Source organism: Brevundimonas sp. EAKA (genome assembly GCF_000698025.1).
GTDB lineage: Bacteria > Pseudomonadota > Alphaproteobacteria > Caulobacterales > Caulobacteraceae > Brevundimonas > Brevundimonas mediterranea_A.
In genome coordinates this window covers 1-19,366 of record NZ_JMQR01000037.1, presented here as the reverse complement: position 1 = coordinate 19,366, position 19,366 = coordinate 1, and the positions used below count along the sequence as shown (strand labels likewise).

Sequence of the window (19,366 nt, the reverse complement as noted above, 5' to 3'; positions counted from 1 at the left end):
TTCTCTCCGTATCGGCGGGCGATGCGGCGGCCTTCGACGAAGCGGCGCGCGTGACCGCCCCCTGTGGGTTGGCGTGGTTGGTGTCGGATAGCCCCAAACTTCGCGGGGTTTCTCCGAAGCTGGCCCCGATATGGGAAAGTCCCATACGGCTGCAAGGGCGTTCTGCGATTCAGCGATGCGGCGGAACCGGTTTTCGCGCAGGATGAGGCCATGTCCGCGATTTTAGAGGTCAAAACCGCCGTTGAAGGCTTTCGCCTGTGGCCGGGGGCCCTGGACGCATCGGCCCAGGCCGATCTGGTCGATGCGGTGTTCACGCGGCTGGAAGCAGCGCCCCTGTACCGGCCGCAGACGCCAGGCGGACGGCCGTTCTCGGTGCGGATGAGCAATTTCGGGCCGCTGGGCTGGGTCTCGGACCGGGCCGGCTATCGCTATCAGGCGACCCACCCGGAGACGGGGCGGGCCTGGCCGGATATTCCGCCGGTGCTGCTGGACCTGTGGGAGGCGACGGGCGGCGGGCCCCGGCGGCCGGACGCCTGTCTGGTCAACCTGTATCGCGAGGGGGCCAAGATGGGCCTGCACCAGGATAAGGACGAGGCCGACCTGGGCGCGCCCGTCCTGTCGGTGTCGCTGGGCGATGCGGCCATGTTCCGTATCGGCGCCGCCGAGGGCGGGCGCACCACGACGCTGCGGCTGGACAGCGGCGACGTCTGCGCCCTGACGGGACCGGCGCGACTGGCCCGGCACGGGATCGACCGCGTGCTGGAGGGGTCGTCGCGCCTGATCCCCGGCGGCGGGCGGCTGAACCTGACGCTGCGCGCAGCGGGGGTCAGCCTTCGATGACCTCGTGGGCGCCCGGGTCGCCGAGGCGCCAGTAGCCGGCGGCTTTCATCGCCTTGGGCGAGAAGCCAAGTCCTAGCGTCTTTGTCCGCAGGGCCTTGGCCACGGCGGATTCGGCGGCGATCCAGACATAGGCGTCTTTCGGGCTGACCCCGGTCAGGGCCGTGTCGAGCGCCGCCAGCAGGGTCTCGGTCCCGCCGCGCGGGGCGCCGTCGCGGACGGCCCAGGTGACGGCGACCTCGGCGGCGCTGTCGAAGGTCCATGTCGAGTCCAGGTCCGCGACCTCGACCACCACATGGGCGCGGACGCGGGCGGGCAGTTCCTCCAGACGGCGGGCGATGGCCGGCAGGGCGGTCTCGTCGCCGATCAGCACATGGTCGGCGAAGGCCGTGGGGACGATGAACGACCCGCGGGGACCCCCGACGCCCAGGACCGAGCCCACCTTGGCCGCCATGGCCCATTCGGTCGCCGGACCGCCGTGGCCGGTGATGAAATCCAGCGTCAGCCGACGCGCAGCGGCGTCATAGGCGCGGGGCGTGTAGTCGCGCGCCACGGGGCGGGGAGCTGGGAAGACCGGACCCTCCGGCCCCAGCGTCGGCATGACCGGCGCCTGGCCCTCGGCGACCGGGAAGATCTTCACATGGTCGTCGAAGCCCAGGGAGACGAAGCCCTCCAGGTCCGCGCCTTCCAGAACGATGCGGCGATAGGCCGGCGTCAGGTCCTGGACCGAGGCCACGGTCAGGGTGCGGAACTTCAGCTCGTGCCGCACGCGCCGGGGAATGCGCAGGAGCCCGGTCATGCCTGTTCCACCCTGTCGGCGGCCTCGGCCAGGATGGCGGCGATGGCCTGGACCTGGGCCTCGGTCAGGGCGGTCTCGCCCGTCAGACGGTCGTGGATCGTGTGACGCAGGCGGCCGATGGCGTCCTGGATCGGGGTCGGCCGCAGGGCGCGGGCGGCGAACTTGTCCATCGTCGCCTCGGCGGCGCGCAGGATCGCCTCGTTCTCGGCCAGCAGGGCGCGGCCGGCCTCTGTGATCGAATACAGTTTCTTGCCGCCTTCGGTCTGGGACTCCAGCGCGCCCATCTCCTCAAGCAGGGTCAGGCTGGGGTAGATGACGCCGGGGCTGGGCGAATAGGCGCCGCCCAGCCGGGTCTCGACCGCCTTGATCAGCTCGTAGCCGTGGCTGGGTTTCTCAGCGATCAGCGACAGCAGGACCCAGCGCAAGGTGCCGTGGTCGAACAGGCGGCCGCCGCCGCGCCGGCCATGGCCGTGACCACGTCCGCGCGCCTCGCCGCCGTCCCAGCCAGGACCGAAGTCCGCGCCGCGTCCGCCGCGCATCCCGCGCCCGAAGGCGTGGCCGAAACCATGCCCGAAGCCGAAGCCGCCGGGACGACCGTGTTTCTCGCCGCATCCGTTGCTGCGGCCTTGGAAAATCCCCTTGGATCTCATGATTGATTCCTTTTCGATATATCTATTCTCGGGCAGTTAGATATATCTGAATGACGAAATGCGCAAGAGGGGCTGGCGTTCGGGCGAAAGCTGCGGCGTAGATCACGGATGGACGATCTGAAGCGCCGCTGGGCCCGCCTCGAACCCCATCTCACCATTGTCGGGCCCGACGACGACCGGCCCCGGCCGGCGGTGCTGCTGTTCCACGGCTGCGGCGGTCTGCGCGATCACCTGCCCCGGTACGCCGAGGCGGCGAAGGCGGCGGGCTGGCGCGCCTTCATCGTCGATTCCTACGGCCCGCGCGGCTGGGGCCGGGCCTTCACCCTGACGGCGGTCTGCACCGGCCTGGCCTTTCGGGGATACGAGCGGGGCGGCGACGTCCTGGCGGCCATCAAGGGGATTTCGGCCCGGTCCGATGTGGACGCGACCCGGCTGACCCTGGCCGGATGGAGCCACGGCGGCTGGTCGATCATGGAGATGATGAGCGCCGATCCCGCGCCCAACACCCTGGGCGTAGCCGATCCCGGTGCGGCCGACCTGTCGGGCGTTCGGGCCGTCTGGCTGGCCTATCCCTATATCGGCCCGTTCGCATTCAACCGGATGAAGCCCTGGCGGCACTGTCCCAAGGTGCTGGCCGTGACCTGCAGGCGCGACCACCTGACCACGGTGCGCAACGCCGAAATGATCAACGCCATGATCCGCGACTGCGGCGCCGAGGTCGAAAGCTGGGTCGCCGCCGGCACCCACGCCTTCGACGAACCGACCAATAACGGCCCGATGCGCCACGACCCGGACCTGACCGAGGACTCCCTGCGGCGGTTCAGGGCCTTCCTGACGGACGTCGCGCCCCACGTCTGAAATGAATCCCAGCCCCCGTCTTGACGTCGGGCTCATCACGTAACAATTGAAGTTACATGAAAAGAGACTCCCGCCTCTCGAACATCCTTCACGCCCTGCTGCACATGGCAGAGCATGAGGCGCGAACCGGCGCGCCCATGACCTCGGACCAGCTGGCCGTCTGCCTGTCGACAAATCCGGTCGTGGTGCGCCGGACCATGGCGGGCCTGCGCGAACAGGGGCTGGTGGCTTCGGAAAAGGGGCATGGCGGCGGCTGGCGGCTGGCCCGGCCGCTGGACCAGGTGACCCTGGGCCAGGTCAACACGGCTCTGGGCGAGCCCGGCCTGTTTCCCGAAGCCCCGCCGGTCGAGGCCGACGGCTGTCTGGTCGAGGCGGCGGTCAACGACGCCCTGGCCGGAACCTATGCCGCCGCCCGCGCCCTGCTGGTCGCGCGGCTGAACGAGATCACCCTGGCCGATCTGGCGGCGGACTTCGCGCGCCGGATGGCCGAACATCCGAAAAGGGATCTGCTGAATGCCCGTCTCAACGCCCATCGCCCCGAGTGAACCCATGCCGCACGACGCCCTGATCATCGGCGGCTCCTACGCCGGCCTGTCCGCCGCCCAGCAGTTGGTTCGCGCCCGGCGCAGGGTGCTGGTCATCGACGACGGACGCCCCCGCAACCGGTTCGCCGCCCGCGCCCACGGCTTTCTGACCAACGACGGCCGACCGGGAGCCGAGATCGCGGCGACGGCCCGGTCTCAGGTCGCCGCCTATCCCACCGCCGCCTTCCGCATGGCCGAGGCGATCACGATCGAGCGGATCGACGGCGGCTTCTCGGTCGCCTTCGCCGACGGCACGCGGACGCGGGGGCGCCGCCTTCTGCTGTCGCACGGGGTCGAGGATGTGCTGCCCGATATTCCGGGCGTCAAGGAACGCTGGGGCCGCACGGCCCTGCACTGTCCCTGGTGCCACGGCTATGAGATCGGCGGCGGTCCGATCGGGGTGCTGGGGCGGGGCGACCATGCGGTCCAGTACGCCGCCACGGTGGCGGAGTGGGGCCAGGTCACCCTGTTCATGGGGTTGGACGTCGGCCTGTCGCCGGAGGACGCCCATCTGCTGTACCGGCGCGGTGTTACCATCGAGACGACGCCCATCGCCCGGCTGGAGGGCGAGGCGCAGACCTTGACCGGCGCACGACTGACCGACGGCCGTTTCGTGGACCTGAAGGCCATCTTCGTCGGCGCCAGCGTCCGCGTCGCCAGCCCCTTCGCCGAGCGGCTGGGCTGCGAGATGACCGACACGCCGATGGGGCGGGTGATCAAGGTGGACGCCATGCAGGCGACGACCCAGCCGGGCGTGTTCGCCGCCGGCGACCTGGCGCGAGCCGCGTCCAACATCACCCTGGCCACCTCGGACGGCATGATCGCCGCCCACGGCCTGTTCCGCTCGCTGGTCGAGGAGGAGACGGCCCCCGCCTAGCCGATGGTCGCCTCGATGGTGATTTCGGCGCGGACCGAATGGGCCATTTCGCAGTGTTCGTGGGCGGAATGGTGCAGGGCGTCCAGCTCGGCCTGGTCCGGCTTGCGGCCGGAGAAGGCGGTGACCGGGCGAAGGGCGACGCGGGCCAGGTATCTTTGGCCCGCCGCGTTCTTGTCCAGTTCGCCGGAGGCCGCGTCGCGATAGGAATCGACCACCAGACCGGCGTTGGCGGCGAAGGCCAGGAACCACAGCATGTGGCAGCTGGACAGGGAGGCGACCATCGCCTCCTCCGGATCCACCGCCGAGGCGTCCGACAGGGGCACGGGCACGCCGGCGGGCGACGACGACCCGGGGACCACCGCCCCGCCGTCGAAGGTCCAGCTGTGGGCGCGGCTGTAGCGCTTGTCGGTGAAGGGCTGATCGCCCCGCATCCACTCGATGGTCGCCCCGTGCGCGCTCATGGCCCGTCTCCCTGTCAGTCGGCCAGGATCGTATAGACCATCGGCGCCCGAACCTCGAAGCCCAGGGACCGGTAAAAGGCGATGGTCGCCTCATGATCGGCGAAGGCGTGCAGGAAGGCGGCCTCGCCCGAGGCGTGAATTTCGCCGACCACCGCCCGCGAAAGGGCGGCGGCATAGCCCTTTCCCCGGTGGTCGGGGTGGGTGCAGACCCCGCTAAGCTCGGTGAAACCGTCGACCCGCAGCCGCCGCCCGGCCATGGCGACCAGTTCGCCGTCGTGCTTGATCCCGACGAAGGGGCCGAGTTCGCGCGTTCTCGAGCGGAAGGGGCCGGGCCGGGTCAGGGTCGCCAGAGCCAGCATGGCCGGGGCGTCGGCCTCGGTCAGGGTCTCGAAGGCGATGTCGGGCGCCCTGGCCGAGGTCCTGGCCGGAGTCAGGGCGGCGCAGGTCATCTGCACCAGGGCGATGCGGCGATCCACGGGGACCCCGTCCGGCAGGACGTCGGCCATCGGGCCGTCGGAATGCTCGACCATTCCCGCGCCTGGATGGAGACGCGCCAGCGCGGTCAGGCGGGCGCGGCTCTGGGGCGAGGCGTCGGCGGCCGACAGGAAGACCCCGATCTCGGGGTCGATGCGCACGGCGTGGGCGTCGGACTCCGGCGTCGTGAAGGATGACAGGCGGGTGGTCAGGGCGTTCCAGACGGCGCGGTCGAGGGGATGGTTCATGGTCGCGCTTCTAGCCCCGGCGGCGCTGCGGTGTAACCGGTCGCCGCGACGCCGCGTCCGGAAACCGCCAGCGACCTACCCCCGCCAAAAGCCGACGATCGTCTTGACCTCGTCCACCACCGGATCGGCGACCTCGGCGGCGCGGTCGGCGCCGTCCTTCAGCACGCGGTCGATCTCGGCCGGGTCGTCCATCAGGCGGCGCATTTCGGCCGTGACGGGGGCCAGGGAGGCCACCGCCAAGTCGGCCAGGGCCGGTTTGAAGGCGCCGAAGCCCTGGCCGCCGAACTGTGCGATCACCTGTTCACGCGTCAGGCCGGCCAGGGCGGCGTAGATGGCCACCAGGTTCTTGGCCTCGGGCCGGTCGTTCAGCCCGTCCAGGGTTTCCGGCAGGGGTTCGGGATCGGTTTTGGCCTTGCGGATCTTGGACGCGATCGTGTCGGCGTCGTCGGTCAGATTGATGCGGCTGTTGTCGGACGGGTCCGACTTGGACATCTTGGCCGCCCCGTCGCGCAGGGACATGACGCGCGTCGCCGGCCCCTGGATGATCGGCTCGGGCACCGGGAAATAGCCGGGAACGCCGAAGTCGTTGTTGAACTTGGCGGCGATGTCGCGGGTCAGCTCCAGATGCTGTTTCTGGTCCTCGCCGACCGGCACCTCGGTCGCCTTGTACAGCAGGATGTCGGCGGCCTGGAGCACGGGATAGGTGTAGAGGCCGACCGAGGCCCGCTCCTTGTGCTTGCCCGACTTCTCCTTGAACTGGGTCATCCGGTCCAGCCAGCCCAGGCGGGCGACGCAGTTGAAGATCCAGGCCAGTTCGGCGTGGGCGCGCACGGCCGATTGCGGGAAGATGATCGACTTCTTCGGGTCCAGGCCCGAGGCCAGATAGGCGGCGGCGATCTCGCGCGTCTGGGCGGCCAGCTTCTCGGGCTCCTGCCAGACGGTGATGGCGTGCATGTCGGCGACGAAGACGAAGACCGGCGCGCCCTGGTCCTGCAGTTCGACGAACCGCTTCAGGGCGCCGAGATAGTTGCCCAGGTGAAGCGCGCCGGAGGCCTGGATGCCGGACAGGATGCGGCGCGGGCCGGTGTAGAGGGCCGGGGGAGTTTGGTCGGTCATGGATTCGGGTCTCGAAAAGGCAGGGTCAGGCGTGGCGAAGGGTGCGGCGGTTCAGCCGCGCCATCGCCAGGTGGAGATCAGGCCCGAAAGGATCATGGCCCCGCGCTTATCGCCTCGCGGTCCAGCCGTCCAGACCTCAATCCAGGCCGGATACGGGTCCCGCGCCCGGCTCGCGCCGCAACGTCCCCTTGAGCTCCGATAGGGTGACGGCGCGGAACAGCAGAAGACAGACGCCGTAGGCCGCCGCGCCGGCCGCGCAGACGATCAGCACCGCCGCCTCCTTGGCCAGGAACAGGCGGCTGAGAACCGGATAGCCGAGGCTGGCGGCGAACAGCAGGCCCGCCATGATCAGGCTGGCGGCGAAGATGCGCGACAGGCGCGACAGGAAGGCCGCAGACGGCCGCCAGCTGTCCTCGCGGATCAGCGTCCCGGCCAGAAGCGCGACGTTCACCCAGGCGGAAATGCTGGTGGCGATGGCCAGGCCCAGCACCCCGTCCCAGCCCTGCGACCCGAACCAGAAGAACAGGGCCGATCCCAGCACCACGGTCAGGATCACCGAGGTCACGGCGAAGATCATCGGCCTTCGCGTATCCTGACGCGCAAAGAACGGCGGGGTCAGGACCTTGACCAGAACGAAGGCCGGCACGCCCCAGGCGAATTGGCGCAGCACGTCGGCGGTCCGCGCCGCATCGGCCGAGGTGAAGGCGGCGCGCGTCACCGTGGCGTCGATGATGAAGAAGGGAATGACGAACAGAGCCACGCCCGCCGGCAGGGCGAAGGCCAGGGCGAGGCCCAGTCCATCGTCCATCGTCCGCCGTCCGCCCTCGTGGTCGCCCGAGACGAAGGCGCGCGTCAGGCGGGGCACCAGAGCGAGGCCCAACGCCACCCCGACCAGGCCCAGCGGCAGCTGGTACAGCCGGTCGGCGTTGTACAGCACCGACCGCGCCCCTTCGTTCGATCCGGCCAGAAACTGGCTGACCAGGGAGTTGATCTGGAAGGCGCCCCCGGCCAGCACGCCGGGAATGGCCAGGGCCAGCGTCTTTCTGACCCCGGTCGTCAGGCGCGGCCACGACAGGCTGATCCCCACCCCGAGACGTCGCACGCCCCACCACAGCAGCGCCGCCTGGATAACCCCGGACACGGTCACCGCCGCGCTGACGGCGATCAGGATCTGGGGCTGGGCCATCGGCACGACGCTGGGGGCCATCAGCGGGACCAGGGTGCACAGGTTCAGGAACACCGGCACGCCCGCCGACAGGGCGAACCGGCCCCCGGTGTTCAGCACGCCCGACAGCAGCGACGCTATGGTCATGCAGGCCAGATACGGCATGGTCAGCTGCGCCGCCGTCACTGCGGCGTGCATCACCGCGTCGTCGTCGCGCCAGGCCGACAGCAGCCACGGCATGATCCACGGCATGGCGACCTGCAACAGGATGCAGAAGGCCGCCACCACGGCGAAGATGAAGCTCAGCGCCTCTGACGCCGTGACGGCCGCCGCCGCCTCCCCTTCGCGCGCCCGCACGCCGCCGTAGATCGGCACGAAGGCCTGGGCGAAGGCGCCCTCGGCGAACAGGCGGCGGAACATGTTGGGCAGCATCAGCGCGGTGGTGAAGGCGTCCATCATCGGGCCCTGACCGAACCGCGCCGACAGGAACAGGTCGCGGGCGAAACCCAGTATGCGGCTTCCCAGGGTCAAGGTGGCTTGCACCAGGGTGTTGCGGGCGAGACTCATGTGGACATTCGGCGAGGAGCGACGGATGGTCTTCGCTTAGCGCGCTTCCGACGGCGGCGATACGGGCTTGGCGCGGGTCCGGCGGCCCAGGTCCGAGACGTCGCGCGCGCTGGCCCTGGCCGAGGCGACCTTGCGGCCCTCGGGGGCCGGGGCGCGGCTGTCCAGCACGGCCTCCAGGGCGGTGCGCAGCTCGGCGATCCGCTGTTCGGACGTGATCTTGCGCCCCTTGCCATCGACCACATAGAAGCTGTCCACCGCCCGTTCGCCATAGCTGGCGACATGGGCCGAGCGGATGTTCAGTCCCTCGTCGCTGAAGACCCGCGAAAGCGCCGCCAGCAGGCCCGGACGGTCGGCCCCCGAAACCTCGACCACCGTGGCCGTCTCGCTGGCGTGGTGATCGACCATGACCACGGGCCGGACCTCGAAGGCGGCCTTTCTGGCGTTGCCGGCGGGGGCGGGCGCCTTGCTGATGCGGCCCTCGCCGCGCGCCGCCTTCTCCAGGGCGTCCACCAGGGCCTTGAGCCGGCGCGGTTCAGCCTGGCCGTAAGGCAGGCCCGCCCCGTCCTGAACCCGGAAGACGTCCAGGACCACGCCCTCGCTGGTCGTCGCCACCCGGGCGTCGGTGACGTCGGCGCCCAGGGCGGCCATGGTCTGGGCCAGGTCGGCGAACAGGCCGGGCCGGTCGGCGGCGGCGATGGAGATCTCCGTGGCCTGGACCGGCAGGCCCTTGACCGGGGTCAGGGGCGCGGCCTGGGCGGCGGCGCCGGTCTGGCGGGCCCGCTGCACCAGGGCCGGATGGGCCGCCAGCGGATCCTCGCGCGCCACGTCCTCGCCGCGGAACAGGGCGGCGACCTGATCATAGAGGGTGCGCATCAGCTGCCCCTTCCAGCCGTTCCAGACGCCCGGCCCCACGGCGCGGATGTCGGCCACGGTCAGGACCAGCAGCATCCGCAGCCGTTCGGGGTCGCCGACCAGTTCGGCGAAGGCGCGGATGGTGGCCGGATCGGACAGGTCGCGCTTCTGGGCGTAGTCCGACAGGGCCAGGTGGCTGCGCACCAGCCAGACCACCAGTTCGATGCGGCGCGGATCGACGCCCAGGCGTTCGCAGGCCCGGCGCGCGGCGATGGCCCCGTCCTCCAGCTGGCCCCGCTCGCCGCCCTTGCCGACGTCGTGCAGCAGCATGCCCAGCATCAGGGCCTCCATGTCCGAGATCAGATGCACGATCTCGGTCGCCATCGGATGGTCGGCCTTCAGCTTGCCGCGGGCGATGTCGTTGATGATGCCGATGGCCTGGAGCGTGTGCTCATCCACCGTATAGGCGTGGTACATGTTGAACTGGGTCTGGCCGACGATCCGCCCCCATTCGGGCAGGAACCGGCCCAGCAGGCCCGTCTCGTTCATGATGGTCAGGGTGCGATAGGGCCGCTGTCCGTGCGTCAGGACGTTCAGGAAGGCGCGCGTCGCCTCCGGATCGCGACGCAGCCTGGGTGTCACCAGCGACAGGGACCGGCTGACGGCCGAGAAGGCGTCGGGGTGCAGGTCCAGGTCGTGGCGGTCGGCGCAGACGAACAGGGTCAGCAGCTTGACCGGATCGGCGGTGAAGACCTCGGGGCCCTCGACCGATAGACGCCCCTGATCGACCCAGAAGCCCTCGACCTCCAGCTTGCGGCGGTTGGGCCGGAACGGGGTCATCAGGCGCGACAGGCCCTGGGTGGGCTTCTGGTGGCGGGCCTCCAGCTTGGCCGACATGGCGCGGGTCAGGGCTCCGACGTCGCGGGCGACCAGGAAATAGCGGCGCATGAACCGTTCCACCGCCGGCTCGTCGCCACGCCCGCGCCACCCCATCCGCCGGGCCACCTCGGGCTGCATGTCGAAGGTCAGCTTCTCCTCGGCCCGCCCCGCGACCAGATGCAGATGGATCCGCACCCGCCACAGAAAATCGAAGGCCTCGTCCGAGGTGCGGCGTTCGCGCGGGGTGAACATCTCGTCCATCACCGTCGCGCCCAGCCGGCTTTCCGGCGCCAGGGAGCGGGCGATCCAGTACAGGGTGTTCAGGTCGCGCAGCCCCCCCTTGCCGTCCTTGACGTTGGGCTCGACCTTGTAGCGGGTCACGCCCGCCTTCTGGTGACGGAGGGCGCGCTCCTCCAGTTTTGCGGCGATGAAGGGGCGGGGGTCGGACTTGGCCACCATGTCGCGGAAACGGCCGATCATCAGGTCCGAAAGCCGGGCGTCCCCGGCCAGCGGCCGGGCCTCCAGCAAGGCGGTGCGCACCGTCATGTCGGTGCGCGACAGGGCCAGACAGTCTTCGACCGACCGCACCGAAGGCCCCACCTTCGCCCCCAGATCCCACAGGACATAGAGGATGAACTCGATCACCCGCTCGCCGCGCGGCGTCGGCTTGCCGGGCCGCAGGAACAGCAGGTCCAGGTCGGAATAGGGCGCCAGGACGCCGCGGCCGTAACCGCCCACCGCCACCAGCGACAGGCGTTCGCATTCCACGGGCGATACGGGATGAAGGGTCTGGGTCGCCACCCGCCACAGGGCCGCCAGCATGTCGTCGGCGGCCGTGGCGTACAGGCGGGCGACCTCGCGCCCGTTCAGCCCCCCGTCCAGCTTGCGTTCGGCGCGGGCGCGGGCGGCGTCGTAACTGTCCCTCAGAACGGACGCGACCGCCGCGCGCGGATCTCCCGCGCGGGCGGCCTCGTCAAGGCGGTCATCCAGACTGGGCGAAGCGGTCATGTCAGCCACCTATAGGCCGCATCCCCCCTCGCGTCAGTGGAGGATATTACTCCGGGCGAACGCGCTTCTTGCGGAACGACGGGTTCAGCGTCTGCTTGCGCAGGCGGATGGACTTCGGCGTCACCTCGACCAGTTCGTCGTCGTCGATATAGGCGATGGCCTGTTCCAGCGACATCTGGCGCGGCGGGGTCAGGCGCACGGCCTCGTCCTTGCCGGAGGCGCGGACGTTGGTCAGTTGCTTGCCCTTGATCGGGTTGACGTCCAGGTCGTCCCAGCGCGCGTTCTCGCCGATGATCATGCCCTGATAGGTCTTTTCGCCGGCGCCGACGAACATGACGCCGCGATCTTCCAGGTTCCACAGGGCGAAGGCCGCCGTGTCGCCGTCCGAGTTCGAGATCAGCACGCCCTTCAGACGGCCGGCGATCGCGCCCTTGTATTCTTCGTAGTGGCTGAAGACCCGGTTCAGCACGCCCGAACCGCGCGTGTCGGTCAGGAACTCGCCCTGATAGCCGATCAGCGAGCGCGACGGGCATTTCAGGCTGATGCGGGTCTTGCCGGCGCCCGACGGACCCATGTCGGTCATTTCGGCCTTACGGGCCGACAGCTTCTCGATGACGATGCCCGAAAACTCGTCGTCCACGTCGATCATGACGTCTTCGATGGGCTCCATCTTCTCGCCGTTGGGGCCTTCCTGGAAGACCACGCGCGGACGCGAGATCGAGACCTCGAAGCCTTCGCGACGCATGTTTTCGATCAGAACGCCCAGCTGGAGTTCGCCACGGCCGGCCACTTCATAGGCGTCGCCGCCTTCGGTGGTGGTGACGCGGATGGCGACGTTGGCTTCGGCTTCCTTCAGCAGACGGTCGCGGATGACGCGCGACTGAACCTTGTCGCCTTCGCGGCCGGCCAGCGGGCTGTCGTTGACCGAGACGGTCATGGAGATGGTCGGCGGATCGATGGGTTGAGCGGGAAGCGCGTCGACGACTTCCATGGCGCACAGGGTGTCGGCCACGGTCGCCTTGGACATGCCGGCGATGGCGACGATGTCGCCCGCTTCCGAACCCTCGTCCAGAGCCTGACGCTTCAGGCCGCGGAAGGCCAGGACCTTGGTGATGCGGCCGCGTTCGATTTCCTTGCCTTCGCGGTCCAGGGCGTGGATCGCCATGCCGGGGATCGCCTTGCCGCTCTCGATGCGGCCGGTCAGGATCCGGCCCAGGAAGGGGTCGGACTCGATCAGCACGTTCAGCATCTGGAACGGCTTGTCCTTGTTCTCCTGAACCTTCGGCGGCGGAACGTGGTCGACGATCAGGTCGAACAGCGGGGCCAGGTTGTCGTTGGGCTGGTTCAGATCCATCGTCGCCCAGCCGTTACGGCCCGAGGCGTAGATGTGCGGGAAGTCCAGCTGCTCGTCCGTCGCGCCGATGGCGGCGAACAGGTCGAAGGTCTCGTTGTGGACGCGGTCCGGATCGGCGTGGGCGCGGTCGACCTTGTTGATGCACAGGATCGGACGCAGGCCCATCTTCAGGGCCTTGGTCAGGACCAACTTGGTCTGGGGCATGACGCCCTCTTCGGCGTCAACCAGGATGACGCAGCCGTCCACCATGCCGAGGATGCGCTCGACCTCGCCGCCGAAGTCGGCGTGGCCGGGGGTGTCGATGATGTTGATGCGGGTTTCGCCGGCCTTGCCGTTCCAGAGCACCGAGGTGCACTTGGCCAGGATGGTGATGCCGCGTTCCTTTTCCTGGTCGTTCGAGTCCATGGCGCGCTCTGTCGTCGCCTCATTGGCTCGGAAGACGCCGGACTGGGCCAGCAGTTGGTCCACCAGGGTCGTCTTCCCGTGGTCGACGTGGGCGATGATGGCGACGTTGCGCAGGTTCATTTGATAATCGCGAAAAGGCGCGGCCGGGATGCAGGCGGCCGCTGGTCATGAAAAGGCATGCAGGGAGCGCGCGCCTCTTACAGGCATGTGGACGGAAAGACCAGAGCAGGCGTTCAGACGCCCGTCGCCGCCTTACCGATATTTCATTCCCGCCGCCGCATCCGCAGGGGGTGGCGGCCCCCTCTACTCCCGTGACGGCATGACCGTTCGGGAATGGAGAAGACGATGTCGGCCTTGATGGGAATGATGATGGCGGGTCTGCTGGCGACAGGGATTGCGCCGGATATGCGGGTGGACGCCGGCGATCTCGCCATGGCCCGCCCGGGCGACGCTGCGGTCCTGGCTGAGCGTATTCAGGCGGCGAGCCGAAGCTGGTGCGCCCGCTATCGCAGCCTTCTGACGCCGAACGACGTGGGCATGCCCAGCGTCTGCGAGCATGAGATGAAGCGTCGCGCCTTCTATCAGCTGCCCCGGGCCCAGCGTCGTCTCTTCGTACAGGCAGGGGGACGGCGAACCCTGAACCGGCCCTAGAGGCGGCGGATCATGTAGCGGGCGTCGGCGCCATAGCTGGCCAGCTTGGCCGCCATGCCCGGCGCCGCGTGTTCTGCAAACCCGTGGCGACGCCAGAAATTCACGGCGTCGTTGACGGCGACCAGGGCTATGGCGGGCCAGCCGTCCCCGGCCGCCTGTTCCGCCAGCCGCTCGACGATGGCCCCGGTAACCCCGCCGCCGCGCGCCTGGGGGTGCAGGGCCAGGTCGTGCAGATAGATCAGGGCCGGTTCCGCCGGCAGGCCCTCGATCACCGTATTCAGCGGCGGCGCATTGTCGGCCCGCCACGGATAGGCGATCAGATAGCCTTTCGCCGCAGCCTCGCCGTCCGCCAGCACGAAACAGCCGCGCGGATAAAGCGCCAGCCGGTTCTGGAAACAGGCCCGGTCTTCGAAATGGTCCGGGAAGGACAGGCGGGCGACCTCGACCACGGCGTCGATGTCGGCCGGCCGCATGGGCCGCCATTGCAGGGTCATCAGTTCACCTTGGACGGATCCGGGGGGGCGTCAGGCAGGGCCGAGACGGGCACGCCGTCCTCCTTCAGCTTCTTGACCTCGGCGGGGGTGGCCTCGCCGTAGATTTCGCGCTTCTCGGACCGGCCTTCATGGATGTCGCGGGCTTCGCGGGCGAAGGCGTCGCCGACATAGTCGAAGTTGGCCTCGACGTGGGCGCGGACTTCCCGGGCGGCGGCCATCATGACGGTCTGCATCCTGACGGCCATGTCCGAGGCCGGATCGGCCCGGCGTGCGCCGCCGACGGCGGGGGACATCACGGCCTTCTCCACCCTGTTGGAGCCGCAGAACGGGCATTCCACCAGGCCGCGCGCGGCCTGGTCGTCATAGTCGGCCGAAGAGCCGAACCAGGCCTCGAACCCATGGGTCTGGTCGCATTTCAGGGCGTATCGGATCATTGGGCGGGCTGGAAGTCGCGGTCATGGGTCAGGGCGGGCACCGCCGCGCGGGCCTTGGCCACCGCCTCCATGTCCAGTTTCGCCGCCAGTATGCAAGGGTGGTCGTGATCCGCCCGGGCCAGGATCTCGCCCCAGGGTCCGACCACGGTCGACCGGCCCCAGGTGCGACGCCCGTCCTCATGCAGGCCGCCCTGGGCCGGGGCCAGGACGAAGGCGCCGGTCTCGATGGCCCGGGCGCGCAACAGGGTCTCCCAGTGCGTCTGGCCCGTCGGCGCCGTGAAGGCGGCCGGGACTGCGATCATCGCCGCTCCGGCCTTGGCCAGGTGACGATACAGGTAAGGAAAGCGGATATCATAGCAGATGCTCAGGCCCAGCCGACCCCAGGGGGTGTCGGCGACCGCCGCCGCATCGCCGGGCCGCACCGTCGCGCTTTCGCGGTAGCGCTCGCCGTGCGGCAGATCGACGTCGAAGACATGCAGCTGGTCATAGCGGGCGACGATCCCGCCGGCCGCGTCGATCAGCAGCGACCGGTTGGCGGCGCGGCTGTCGCCGACATGGCCGGAGCGGACGATGGCCGAGCCGATCAGCAGCCAGACGCCCAGCTCCGCCGCCAGACGACGCAGGCCTAGGACGACGAGGTCGGCGTCCTCGTCCGTGACGACGGCGTCGCGGCGGTCGCGGCGCTGCTCCAGGACATTGGTCCCTTCGGGCGTCAGGATGAATTTCGCCCCGCCGGCCGCCGCCTCGCGGACCAGGGGCTCGACATGGGCCAGGGCCGCGGGCGCCGTCGCCGGCGTGCGGGTCTGGATCAGGGCGATGTCGAGCCCGCCGCTCATGGGATCAGGCCGCCAGAAGCGGGTCGAGCTTGCCCTCGCGGTCCAGGGCGTGGATGTCGTCGGATCCGCCGACGTGGTTCCCGGCGATGAAGATCTGCGGGAAGGTCATGCGGCCGCCGGACTTCTCGACCATCTCGGCCTTCTTGGCCGGGTCGTTCGAGGCGACGATCTCGGTATAGTCAGCGCCCTTCTTCTTCAGCAGCGCCATGGCGCTGTAGCAATAGGGGCAACCGGGTTTGGTGTAGATGACGACGTCGGCCAATTCGGATCTCCAGAATGATGCGCCAAGGGGCGTCGGGCGGCCGCGCCGCCCGTATTTGATGTCTACATAGTCAGTTCACGGGCGTTTCGCACCCGGGCGATGACGGCGAGATCCACCGCCCTGGCCCCGGCGTCGATCAGGGCGCGGGCGCAGGCCTCTCCGGTCGCGCCCGTGGTCAACACGTCGTCGATCAGAAGGATGCGCCGGCCCTTGATCCGCCGCCGACCGATCTCGCTGACGATGAAGGCCTTCTTGACGTTCAGCCGCCGCCCGCGCCGGCTCTTGCCGCCCTGGCTGGTCGTGTGGGTCCTGCGCGTCAGGGCGTCGGGCAGATAGTCGAGCCGGGCGTGGCCGGCCAGAGGCCTGGCGATCTCCGCCGCCTGGTTGAACCGCCGCGACAACAGGCGAAACCGGTGCAGCGGCACGGGCATGACGGCGTCAGCCTCCTGGATCAGATCGGCGGCCGCCCGGCCGATCCAGCGCGCGAACAGGGGGGCGAACTGCTGCTGGTCGCCGTGTTTGTAGCGCAGGATCAGACCCCGCGAATGGTCGTCATAGACACAGGCCGCCCTGGCCCGCGCGAAGACATAGGGCTGGGCGATGCAGGCGGCGCAGCGGGTTTCGGCGAAGGCGCCGCCGTCGAACTCAAAGGCCGCGCCGCAGCCGTCGCACACCGGCGCCTCGAGGAATTGGATCCGGCTCCAGGCGTCGGGCGTCAGACCGGCCGCCGCCGTCGCCTCGCGGCTGTCGTGAGCCAGGGGCGGCAGGACGATATCCGCCAAACCACGTCCCACGTCGCGCAACTGACGCCCCGCCCCTTCCCAGGCGCCGCGCCAGCCCCCATCCTGCATCATCATGACCGCCTCCCCCGAAGCAACGTCCGCATCCTCCAGCGCCCCGCCCCGCATCTTCGACGCCCGGCGACGCGAGGCCCGTCTGGCCCGTGCGGCCCATCGACTGGGCCAGGCCGACTTCCTGCACGTCCGGGCGGCCGAGAATGCGGCGGGCAGCCTGGAGGCCATCCTGCGCGACTTTCCGGTCGCCGTCGATCTCTCGGCCCATTCCGGCCCGTTCGCCCAGGCCCTCGCCGCCAGCGACGCCGCCGGCCGGGTGGGCGTCGTCGCCAGCCCCACGTCGCGCGCCGAGCGGGCCGCGCCGGGCGCCGCCGCCCTGCCGCTGGACGACGGATCGACCGATCTGATCGTCTCCCTGCTCAGCCTGCACTGGGCCAACGACCTGCCCGGCGCCCTGGCCCAGATCCGCAAGGCCCTGAAGCCGGACGGCCTGTTCATCGGCACCCTGTTCGGAGCCGGCACGCTGAAGGAGTTGCGGTCTGTCCTGACCGAGGCGGAGCTGGCCGAGCGCGGCGGGGCCCAGGCGCGGGTCTCGCCCTTCGCCGACGGCTATGACGGCGCCGCCCTGTTGCAGCGCGCCGGCTTCGCCCTGCCGGTCTCGGACGTGGATCGGTTCACCGTCCGCTATCCCGACCTGTTCGCCCTGGTCCGCGACCTGCGGGCCATGGGCGAGACCAATGTGCTGGACGGGCCGATCCGCCCGCTCAACCGCGCCGTGATCGCCCGCGCCGCGTCCCTGTACGCCGAACGCCACGGCGACGCCGACGGCCGCATCCCCGCCACCTTCGAGATCATCCATCTGGCCGGCTGGAAGCCCCACGAGAGCCAGCAGAAGCCGCTGGCGCGCGGCTCCGCCAAGGTCCGGCTGGCGGATGCGCTGGGCGTGAAGGAGATGACCGGCGACGAGATCGACTGACGAACGTCTCCGGGTTTGCTTCAGCGGTTCAGGGCGTCCGCGATCTTTTGCATGGTCTGATTATAGAGACCGCCGTTCGATGCGCCCAGCGCATTCAGCCCGCCGAGAATGGCGACGAAGATCAGGCCGCAGATGAGGCCGTATTCGATGGCGGTCGCGCCCCTGTCGTCATTCAGGAACCGGGCGGTGAAACGTCGCATGGCCGGCCTCCTGGTCGGCGGTGATCAGAGCAGGTCGCGCAACCAGGCGACCAGGGGTTCGTCCGCCGGCGGCATGGGATAGGCCGACAGCTTGTCCGGCTTCACCCAGGCCAGGGCGTCGTGTTCGCGCGCGGCGACCACGCCGTCCCAGCGGCGGCACAGATACAGTGGCATCAACAGGTGAAAGGAATCGTAAGCGTGGCTGGCGAAGACGAAGGGCGCCAGGCAGGATTCGCTGACCTCTATGCCCAACTCCTCGCGCAGCTCGCGGATCAGGGCCGCCTCGGGCCGCTCGCCCGGCTCGACCTTGCCGCCGGGAAACTCCCACAGCCCCGCAAGGGACTTGCCCTGCGGCCGTTTGGCGATCAGCACCCGCCCATCGACATCGATCAGGGCGACGGCGACGACGAGGACGGTAGGGAGAGGCGTATCAGTCACGAACGATAATCGCCGTTGATCTCGATATAGCCCTTGGTCAGGTCGCAGGTCCAAACCGTGGCCGAGGCCCGGCCCGCGCCCACGTCGACGGTGATGTCGATCTCGGGGTTCTTCATGTAGGCGGTCATTTTGGCCTCGTCGTAGGTCGGGGACGGGGCGCCGTCGACGGCGGCGACATTGGGTCCGAACCGGATGCCCAGCCGGTCGCGGTCCACCGGCTCCTCGGTCTTGCCCACGGCCATGACCACCCGGCCCCAGTTGGCGTCCTGACCGGCGATGGCGGTCTTGACCAGGGGGCTGTCGGCGATGGACTTGGCCAATTTTCTGGCTGATGCGGGGCTGGCGGCGCCGTCCACCGTTACCTTGACGAACTTGGTCGCTCCCTCGCCGTCGCGCACCAGCTGGTGCGCCAGGTCCAGCATCACCTTGTCCAGGGCGACCGAGAAGCTCTTCAGCCGACGATCCCCGACCCGCCCGATGCGCGGCGCGCCCGAGGTTCCGGTGGCGAACAGCAGGGCGGTGTCGTTGGTCGAGGTGTCGCCGTCCACCGTCACGCTGTTGAAGGTGGTGCGGACATGCAGGCCCAGCAGGGCCTGAAGCACGTTCGGATGGATGTCGGCGTCGGTGACGATGAAGGCCAGCATGGTCGCCATGTCCGGCGCGATCATGCCCGACCCCTTGGCGATCCCCGCGATCCTGACCTTGTAACCTTCGATCTCGGCCTCGGCGTAGGAGCCCTTGGGGAAGGTGTCGGTGGTCATGACGCCGCGTCCGGCCCTGGCCCATTGTTCGGACGGGTGGATGTCGGCATCCAGGCGGCTTTCGATGTCGGGCAGTTTGGAGACGATCTTCTTTTCGTCCAGCACCACGCCGATGACCCCGGTCGAGGCCAGCATGACGTCGCGCTGGCGACAGCCGAACCGTTTGGCGACCTCCGAGGCGGTGCGGCGGGCGGCGTCGGCGCCGGCCTTGCCGGTGAAGGCGTTGGCGCAACCGGCGTTGACCACCAGGGCGCGCACGTCCTTGCCGCCGTCCGCCCCGCCCAGCGCCTTCTTGCACCAGTCGACCGGGGCCGAGCCGATCTTGTGGCGGGTGAAGACGCCGGCGCAGCTGGTGCCCCGCGCGAACCGGAACACCACCAGGTCGT

At 69.5% G+C, this 19,366-nt stretch carries 22 protein-coding genes; 6 read left to right on the top strand and 16 right to left on the bottom strand.

Features of this window, described 5'->3' with window-relative positions; translation table 11 throughout:
- Nucleotides 1–210 precede the first annotated feature (210 nt).
- Nucleotides 211–840 (top strand): alpha-ketoglutarate-dependent dioxygenase AlkB, encoded by a 630-nt coding sequence (locus ER13_RS07420; protein ID WP_035308050.1) that lies wholly within the window; start codon nt 211–213, stop codon nt 838–840.
- Here ER13_RS07420 and ER13_RS07415 read toward each other — a convergent pair.
- Together ER13_RS07415 and ER13_RS07410 are read right to left on the bottom strand one after the other, a co-directional pair.
- Nucleotides 827–1,636 (bottom strand): siderophore-interacting protein, encoded by an 810-nt coding sequence (locus ER13_RS07415; RefSeq protein WP_035308049.1) that lies wholly within the window; start codon nt 1,634–1,636, stop codon nt 827–829. The genes ER13_RS07420 and ER13_RS07415 overlap by 14 nt on opposite strands.
- On the bottom strand, nt 1,633–2,286 hold the full coding sequence (locus ER13_RS07410) for a PadR family transcriptional regulator (RefSeq protein WP_035308048.1): 654 nt from the start codon (nt 2,284–2,286) through the stop codon (nt 1,633–1,635). Before ER13_RS07410 ends, ER13_RS07415 begins: the two co-directional genes overlap by 4 nt.
- 108 nt (nt 2,287–2,394) lie before the next feature.
- Between ER13_RS07410 and ER13_RS07405 the strand changes: the two genes are divergently transcribed.
- Genes ER13_RS07405 through ER13_RS07395 form a run of 3 tightly spaced genes read left to right on the top strand, consistent with a single transcriptional unit; the run spans nt 2,395 to nt 4,605 of the window.
- Entirely contained in the window at nt 2,395–3,144 is a 750-nt protein-coding gene (locus ER13_RS07405; protein ID WP_008262482.1) for a dienelactone hydrolase family protein, read from the top strand.
- Nucleotides 3,145–3,200: 56 nt separating this feature from the next.
- Nucleotides 3,201–3,689: an Rrf2 family transcriptional regulator gene (locus ER13_RS07400; protein ID WP_008264260.1), complete on the top strand. Its 489-nt coding sequence runs from the start codon at nt 3,201–3,203 to the stop codon at nt 3,687–3,689.
- Nucleotides 3,658–4,605, top strand: coding sequence for an NAD(P)/FAD-dependent oxidoreductase (locus ER13_RS07395; RefSeq protein ID WP_231492499.1), 948 nt, complete (start codon nt 3,658–3,660; stop codon nt 4,603–4,605). Before ER13_RS07400 ends, ER13_RS07395 begins: the two co-directional genes overlap by 32 nt.
- On the opposite strand, the gene ER13_RS07390 is transcribed toward ER13_RS07395, so the two are convergent.
- The 6 genes from ER13_RS07390 to typA form a co-directional block, all read right to left on the bottom strand.
- Nucleotides 4,602–5,066, bottom strand: a complete 465-nt coding sequence (locus tag ER13_RS07390) for an OsmC family protein (protein ID WP_035308044.1) — start codon at nt 5,064–5,066, stop codon at nt 4,602–4,604. The genes ER13_RS07395 and ER13_RS07390 overlap by 4 nt on opposite strands.
- 14 nt (nt 5,067–5,080) lie before the next feature.
- Nucleotides 5,081–5,788 carry a GNAT family N-acetyltransferase gene (locus ER13_RS07385; protein ID WP_035308042.1) on the bottom strand — a complete coding sequence of 236 codons (708 nt, stop codon included), beginning with the start codon at nt 5,786–5,788 and terminating at the stop codon, nt 5,081–5,083.
- A gap of 75 nt (nt 5,789–5,863) precedes the next feature.
- On the bottom strand, nt 5,864–6,904 hold the full coding sequence (gene trpS, locus ER13_RS07380) for a tryptophan--tRNA ligase (RefSeq protein WP_035308040.1): 1,041 nt from the start codon (nt 6,902–6,904) through the stop codon (nt 5,864–5,866).
- A gap of 136 nt (nt 6,905–7,040) precedes the next feature.
- Nucleotides 7,041–8,636 carry a murein biosynthesis integral membrane protein MurJ gene (gene murJ / locus ER13_RS07375; RefSeq protein WP_035308038.1) on the bottom strand — a complete coding sequence of 532 codons (1,596 nt, stop codon included), beginning with the start codon at nt 8,634–8,636 and terminating at the stop codon, nt 7,041–7,043.
- A gap of 36 nt (nt 8,637–8,672) precedes the next feature.
- Nucleotides 8,673–11,375, bottom strand: a complete 2,703-nt coding sequence (glnD, locus tag ER13_RS07370) for a [protein-PII] uridylyltransferase (protein WP_035308035.1) — start codon at nt 11,373–11,375, stop codon at nt 8,673–8,675.
- 46 nt (nt 11,376–11,421) lie between these two features.
- Complete coding sequence (gene typA, locus ER13_RS07365; protein WP_035308033.1) at nt 11,422–13,254, bottom strand: translational GTPase TypA; 1,833 nt, start codon at nt 13,252–13,254, stop codon at nt 11,422–11,424.
- 225 nt (nt 13,255–13,479) lie between these two features.
- On the opposite strand from typA, the gene ER13_RS07360 reads away from it, so the two are divergent.
- Nucleotides 13,480–13,785: a hypothetical protein gene (locus tag ER13_RS07360; protein ID WP_154726348.1), complete on the top strand. Its 306-nt coding sequence runs from the start codon at nt 13,480–13,482 to the stop codon at nt 13,783–13,785.
- Here ER13_RS07360 and ER13_RS07355 read toward each other — a convergent pair.
- The 5 genes from ER13_RS07355 to ER13_RS07335 all read right to left on the bottom strand — a co-directional run bounded on the left by ER13_RS07355 (nt 13,782) and on the right by ER13_RS07335 (nt 16,668).
- Nucleotides 13,782–14,279, bottom strand: a complete 498-nt coding sequence (locus tag ER13_RS07355) for a GNAT family N-acetyltransferase (RefSeq protein WP_035308030.1) — start codon at nt 14,277–14,279, stop codon at nt 13,782–13,784. The genes ER13_RS07360 and ER13_RS07355 overlap by 4 nt on opposite strands.
- A complete protein-coding gene (locus tag ER13_RS07350; protein WP_035308028.1) occupies nt 14,279–14,713 on the bottom strand; it encodes a DUF1178 family protein in 435 nt (144 codons plus the stop codon). Before ER13_RS07350 ends, ER13_RS07355 begins: the two co-directional genes overlap by 1 nt.
- Entirely contained in the window at nt 14,710–15,549 is an 840-nt protein-coding gene (locus tag ER13_RS07345) for a carbon-nitrogen hydrolase family protein (protein WP_035308026.1), read from the bottom strand. Before ER13_RS07345 ends, ER13_RS07350 begins: the two co-directional genes overlap by 4 nt.
- Before the next feature lie 4 nt (nt 15,550–15,553).
- The gene (gene grxC, locus ER13_RS07340; RefSeq protein ID WP_008262738.1) at nt 15,554–15,811 is read right to left on the bottom strand and encodes a glutaredoxin 3; all 258 of its coding nucleotides are present in this window, start codon (nt 15,809–15,811) and stop codon (nt 15,554–15,556) included.
- 62 nt (nt 15,812–15,873) lie between these two features.
- The gene (locus ER13_RS07335) at nt 15,874–16,668 is read right to left on the bottom strand and encodes a ComF family protein (protein ID WP_035308024.1); all 795 of its coding nucleotides are present in this window, start codon (nt 16,666–16,668) and stop codon (nt 15,874–15,876) included.
- Here ER13_RS07335 and ER13_RS07330 point away from each other — a divergent pair.
- A complete protein-coding gene (locus tag ER13_RS07330) occupies nt 16,667–17,581 on the top strand; it encodes a methyltransferase domain-containing protein (RefSeq protein WP_052004987.1) in 915 nt (304 codons plus the stop codon). The two genes, ER13_RS07335 and ER13_RS07330, sit on opposite strands and share 2 nt — an antisense overlap.
- A gap of 20 nt (nt 17,582–17,601) precedes the next feature.
- Here the strand turns inward: ER13_RS07330 and ER13_RS07325 are convergent, their stop codons facing one another.
- The 3 genes from ER13_RS07325 to argJ form a co-directional block, all read right to left on the bottom strand.
- Nucleotides 17,602–17,781 (bottom strand): Flp family type IVb pilin, encoded by a 180-nt coding sequence (locus tag ER13_RS07325; protein WP_008263592.1) that lies wholly within the window; start codon nt 17,779–17,781, stop codon nt 17,602–17,604.
- 24 nt (nt 17,782–17,805) lie between these two features.
- On the bottom strand, nt 17,806–18,219 hold the full coding sequence (locus ER13_RS07320; protein ID WP_008263280.1) for a (deoxy)nucleoside triphosphate pyrophosphohydrolase: 414 nt from the start codon (nt 18,217–18,219) through the stop codon (nt 17,806–17,808).
- Nucleotides 18,216–19,366: bifunctional glutamate N-acetyltransferase/amino-acid acetyltransferase ArgJ (argJ, locus tag ER13_RS07315; protein WP_035308022.1), on the bottom strand; the 1,151-nt coding region annotated here is incomplete at its 5' end. The genes argJ and ER13_RS07320, both read right to left, overlap by 4 nt.

What these genes read in the sequence shown, in the direction of transcription:
- ER13_RS07420 (WP_035308050.1), top strand. Translation starts at nt 211, where the DNA reads ATGTCCGCGATTTTAGAGGTCAAAACCGCCGTTGAAGGCTTTCGCCTG.
- ER13_RS07415 (WP_035308049.1), bottom strand. Translation starts at nt 1,636, where the DNA reads ATGACCGGGCTCCTGCGCATTCCCCGGCGCGTGCGGCACGAGCTGAAG.
- ER13_RS07410 (WP_035308048.1), bottom strand. Translation starts at nt 2,286, where the DNA reads ATGAGATCCAAGGGGATTTTCCAAGGCCGCAGCAACGGATGCGGCGAG.
- ER13_RS07405 (WP_008262482.1), top strand. Translation starts at nt 2,395, where the DNA reads ATGGACGATCTGAAGCGCCGCTGGGCCCGCCTCGAACCCCATCTCACC.
- ER13_RS07400 (WP_008264260.1), top strand. Translation starts at nt 3,201, where the DNA reads ATGAAAAGAGACTCCCGCCTCTCGAACATCCTTCACGCCCTGCTGCAC.
- ER13_RS07395 (WP_231492499.1), top strand. Translation starts at nt 3,658, where the DNA reads ATGCCCGTCTCAACGCCCATCGCCCCGAGTGAACCCATGCCGCACGAC.
- ER13_RS07390 (WP_035308044.1), bottom strand. Translation starts at nt 5,066, where the DNA reads ATGAGCGCGCACGGGGCGACCATCGAGTGGATGCGGGGCGATCAGCCC.
- ER13_RS07385 (WP_035308042.1), bottom strand. Translation starts at nt 5,788, where the DNA reads ATGAACCATCCCCTCGACCGCGCCGTCTGGAACGCCCTGACCACCCGC.
- trpS (WP_035308040.1), bottom strand. Translation starts at nt 6,904, where the DNA reads ATGACCGACCAAACTCCCCCGGCCCTCTACACCGGCCCGCGCCGCATC.
- murJ (WP_035308038.1), bottom strand. Translation starts at nt 8,636, where the DNA reads ATGAGTCTCGCCCGCAACACCCTGGTGCAAGCCACCTTGACCCTGGGA.
- glnD (WP_035308035.1), bottom strand. Translation starts at nt 11,375, where the DNA reads ATGACCGCTTCGCCCAGTCTGGATGACCGCCTTGACGAGGCCGCCCGC.
- typA (WP_035308033.1), bottom strand. Translation starts at nt 13,254, where the DNA reads ATGAACCTGCGCAACGTCGCCATCATCGCCCACGTCGACCACGGGAAG.
- ER13_RS07360 (WP_154726348.1), top strand. Translation starts at nt 13,480, where the DNA reads ATGTCGGCCTTGATGGGAATGATGATGGCGGGTCTGCTGGCGACAGGG.
- ER13_RS07355 (WP_035308030.1), bottom strand. Translation starts at nt 14,279, where the DNA reads ATGACCCTGCAATGGCGGCCCATGCGGCCGGCCGACATCGACGCCGTG.
- ER13_RS07350 (WP_035308028.1), bottom strand. Translation starts at nt 14,713, where the DNA reads ATGATCCGATACGCCCTGAAATGCGACCAGACCCATGGGTTCGAGGCC.
- ER13_RS07345 (WP_035308026.1), bottom strand. Translation starts at nt 15,549, where the DNA reads ATGAGCGGCGGGCTCGACATCGCCCTGATCCAGACCCGCACGCCGGCG.
- ER13_RS07330 (WP_052004987.1), top strand. Translation starts at nt 16,667, where the DNA reads ATGACCGCCTCCCCCGAAGCAACGTCCGCATCCTCCAGCGCCCCGCCC.
- ER13_RS07335 (WP_035308024.1), bottom strand. Translation starts at nt 16,668, where the DNA reads ATGATGATGCAGGATGGGGGCTGGCGCGGCGCCTGGGAAGGGGCGGGG.
- ER13_RS07325 (WP_008263592.1), bottom strand. Translation starts at nt 17,781, where the DNA reads ATGCGACGTTTCACCGCCCGGTTCCTGAATGACGACAGGGGCGCGACC.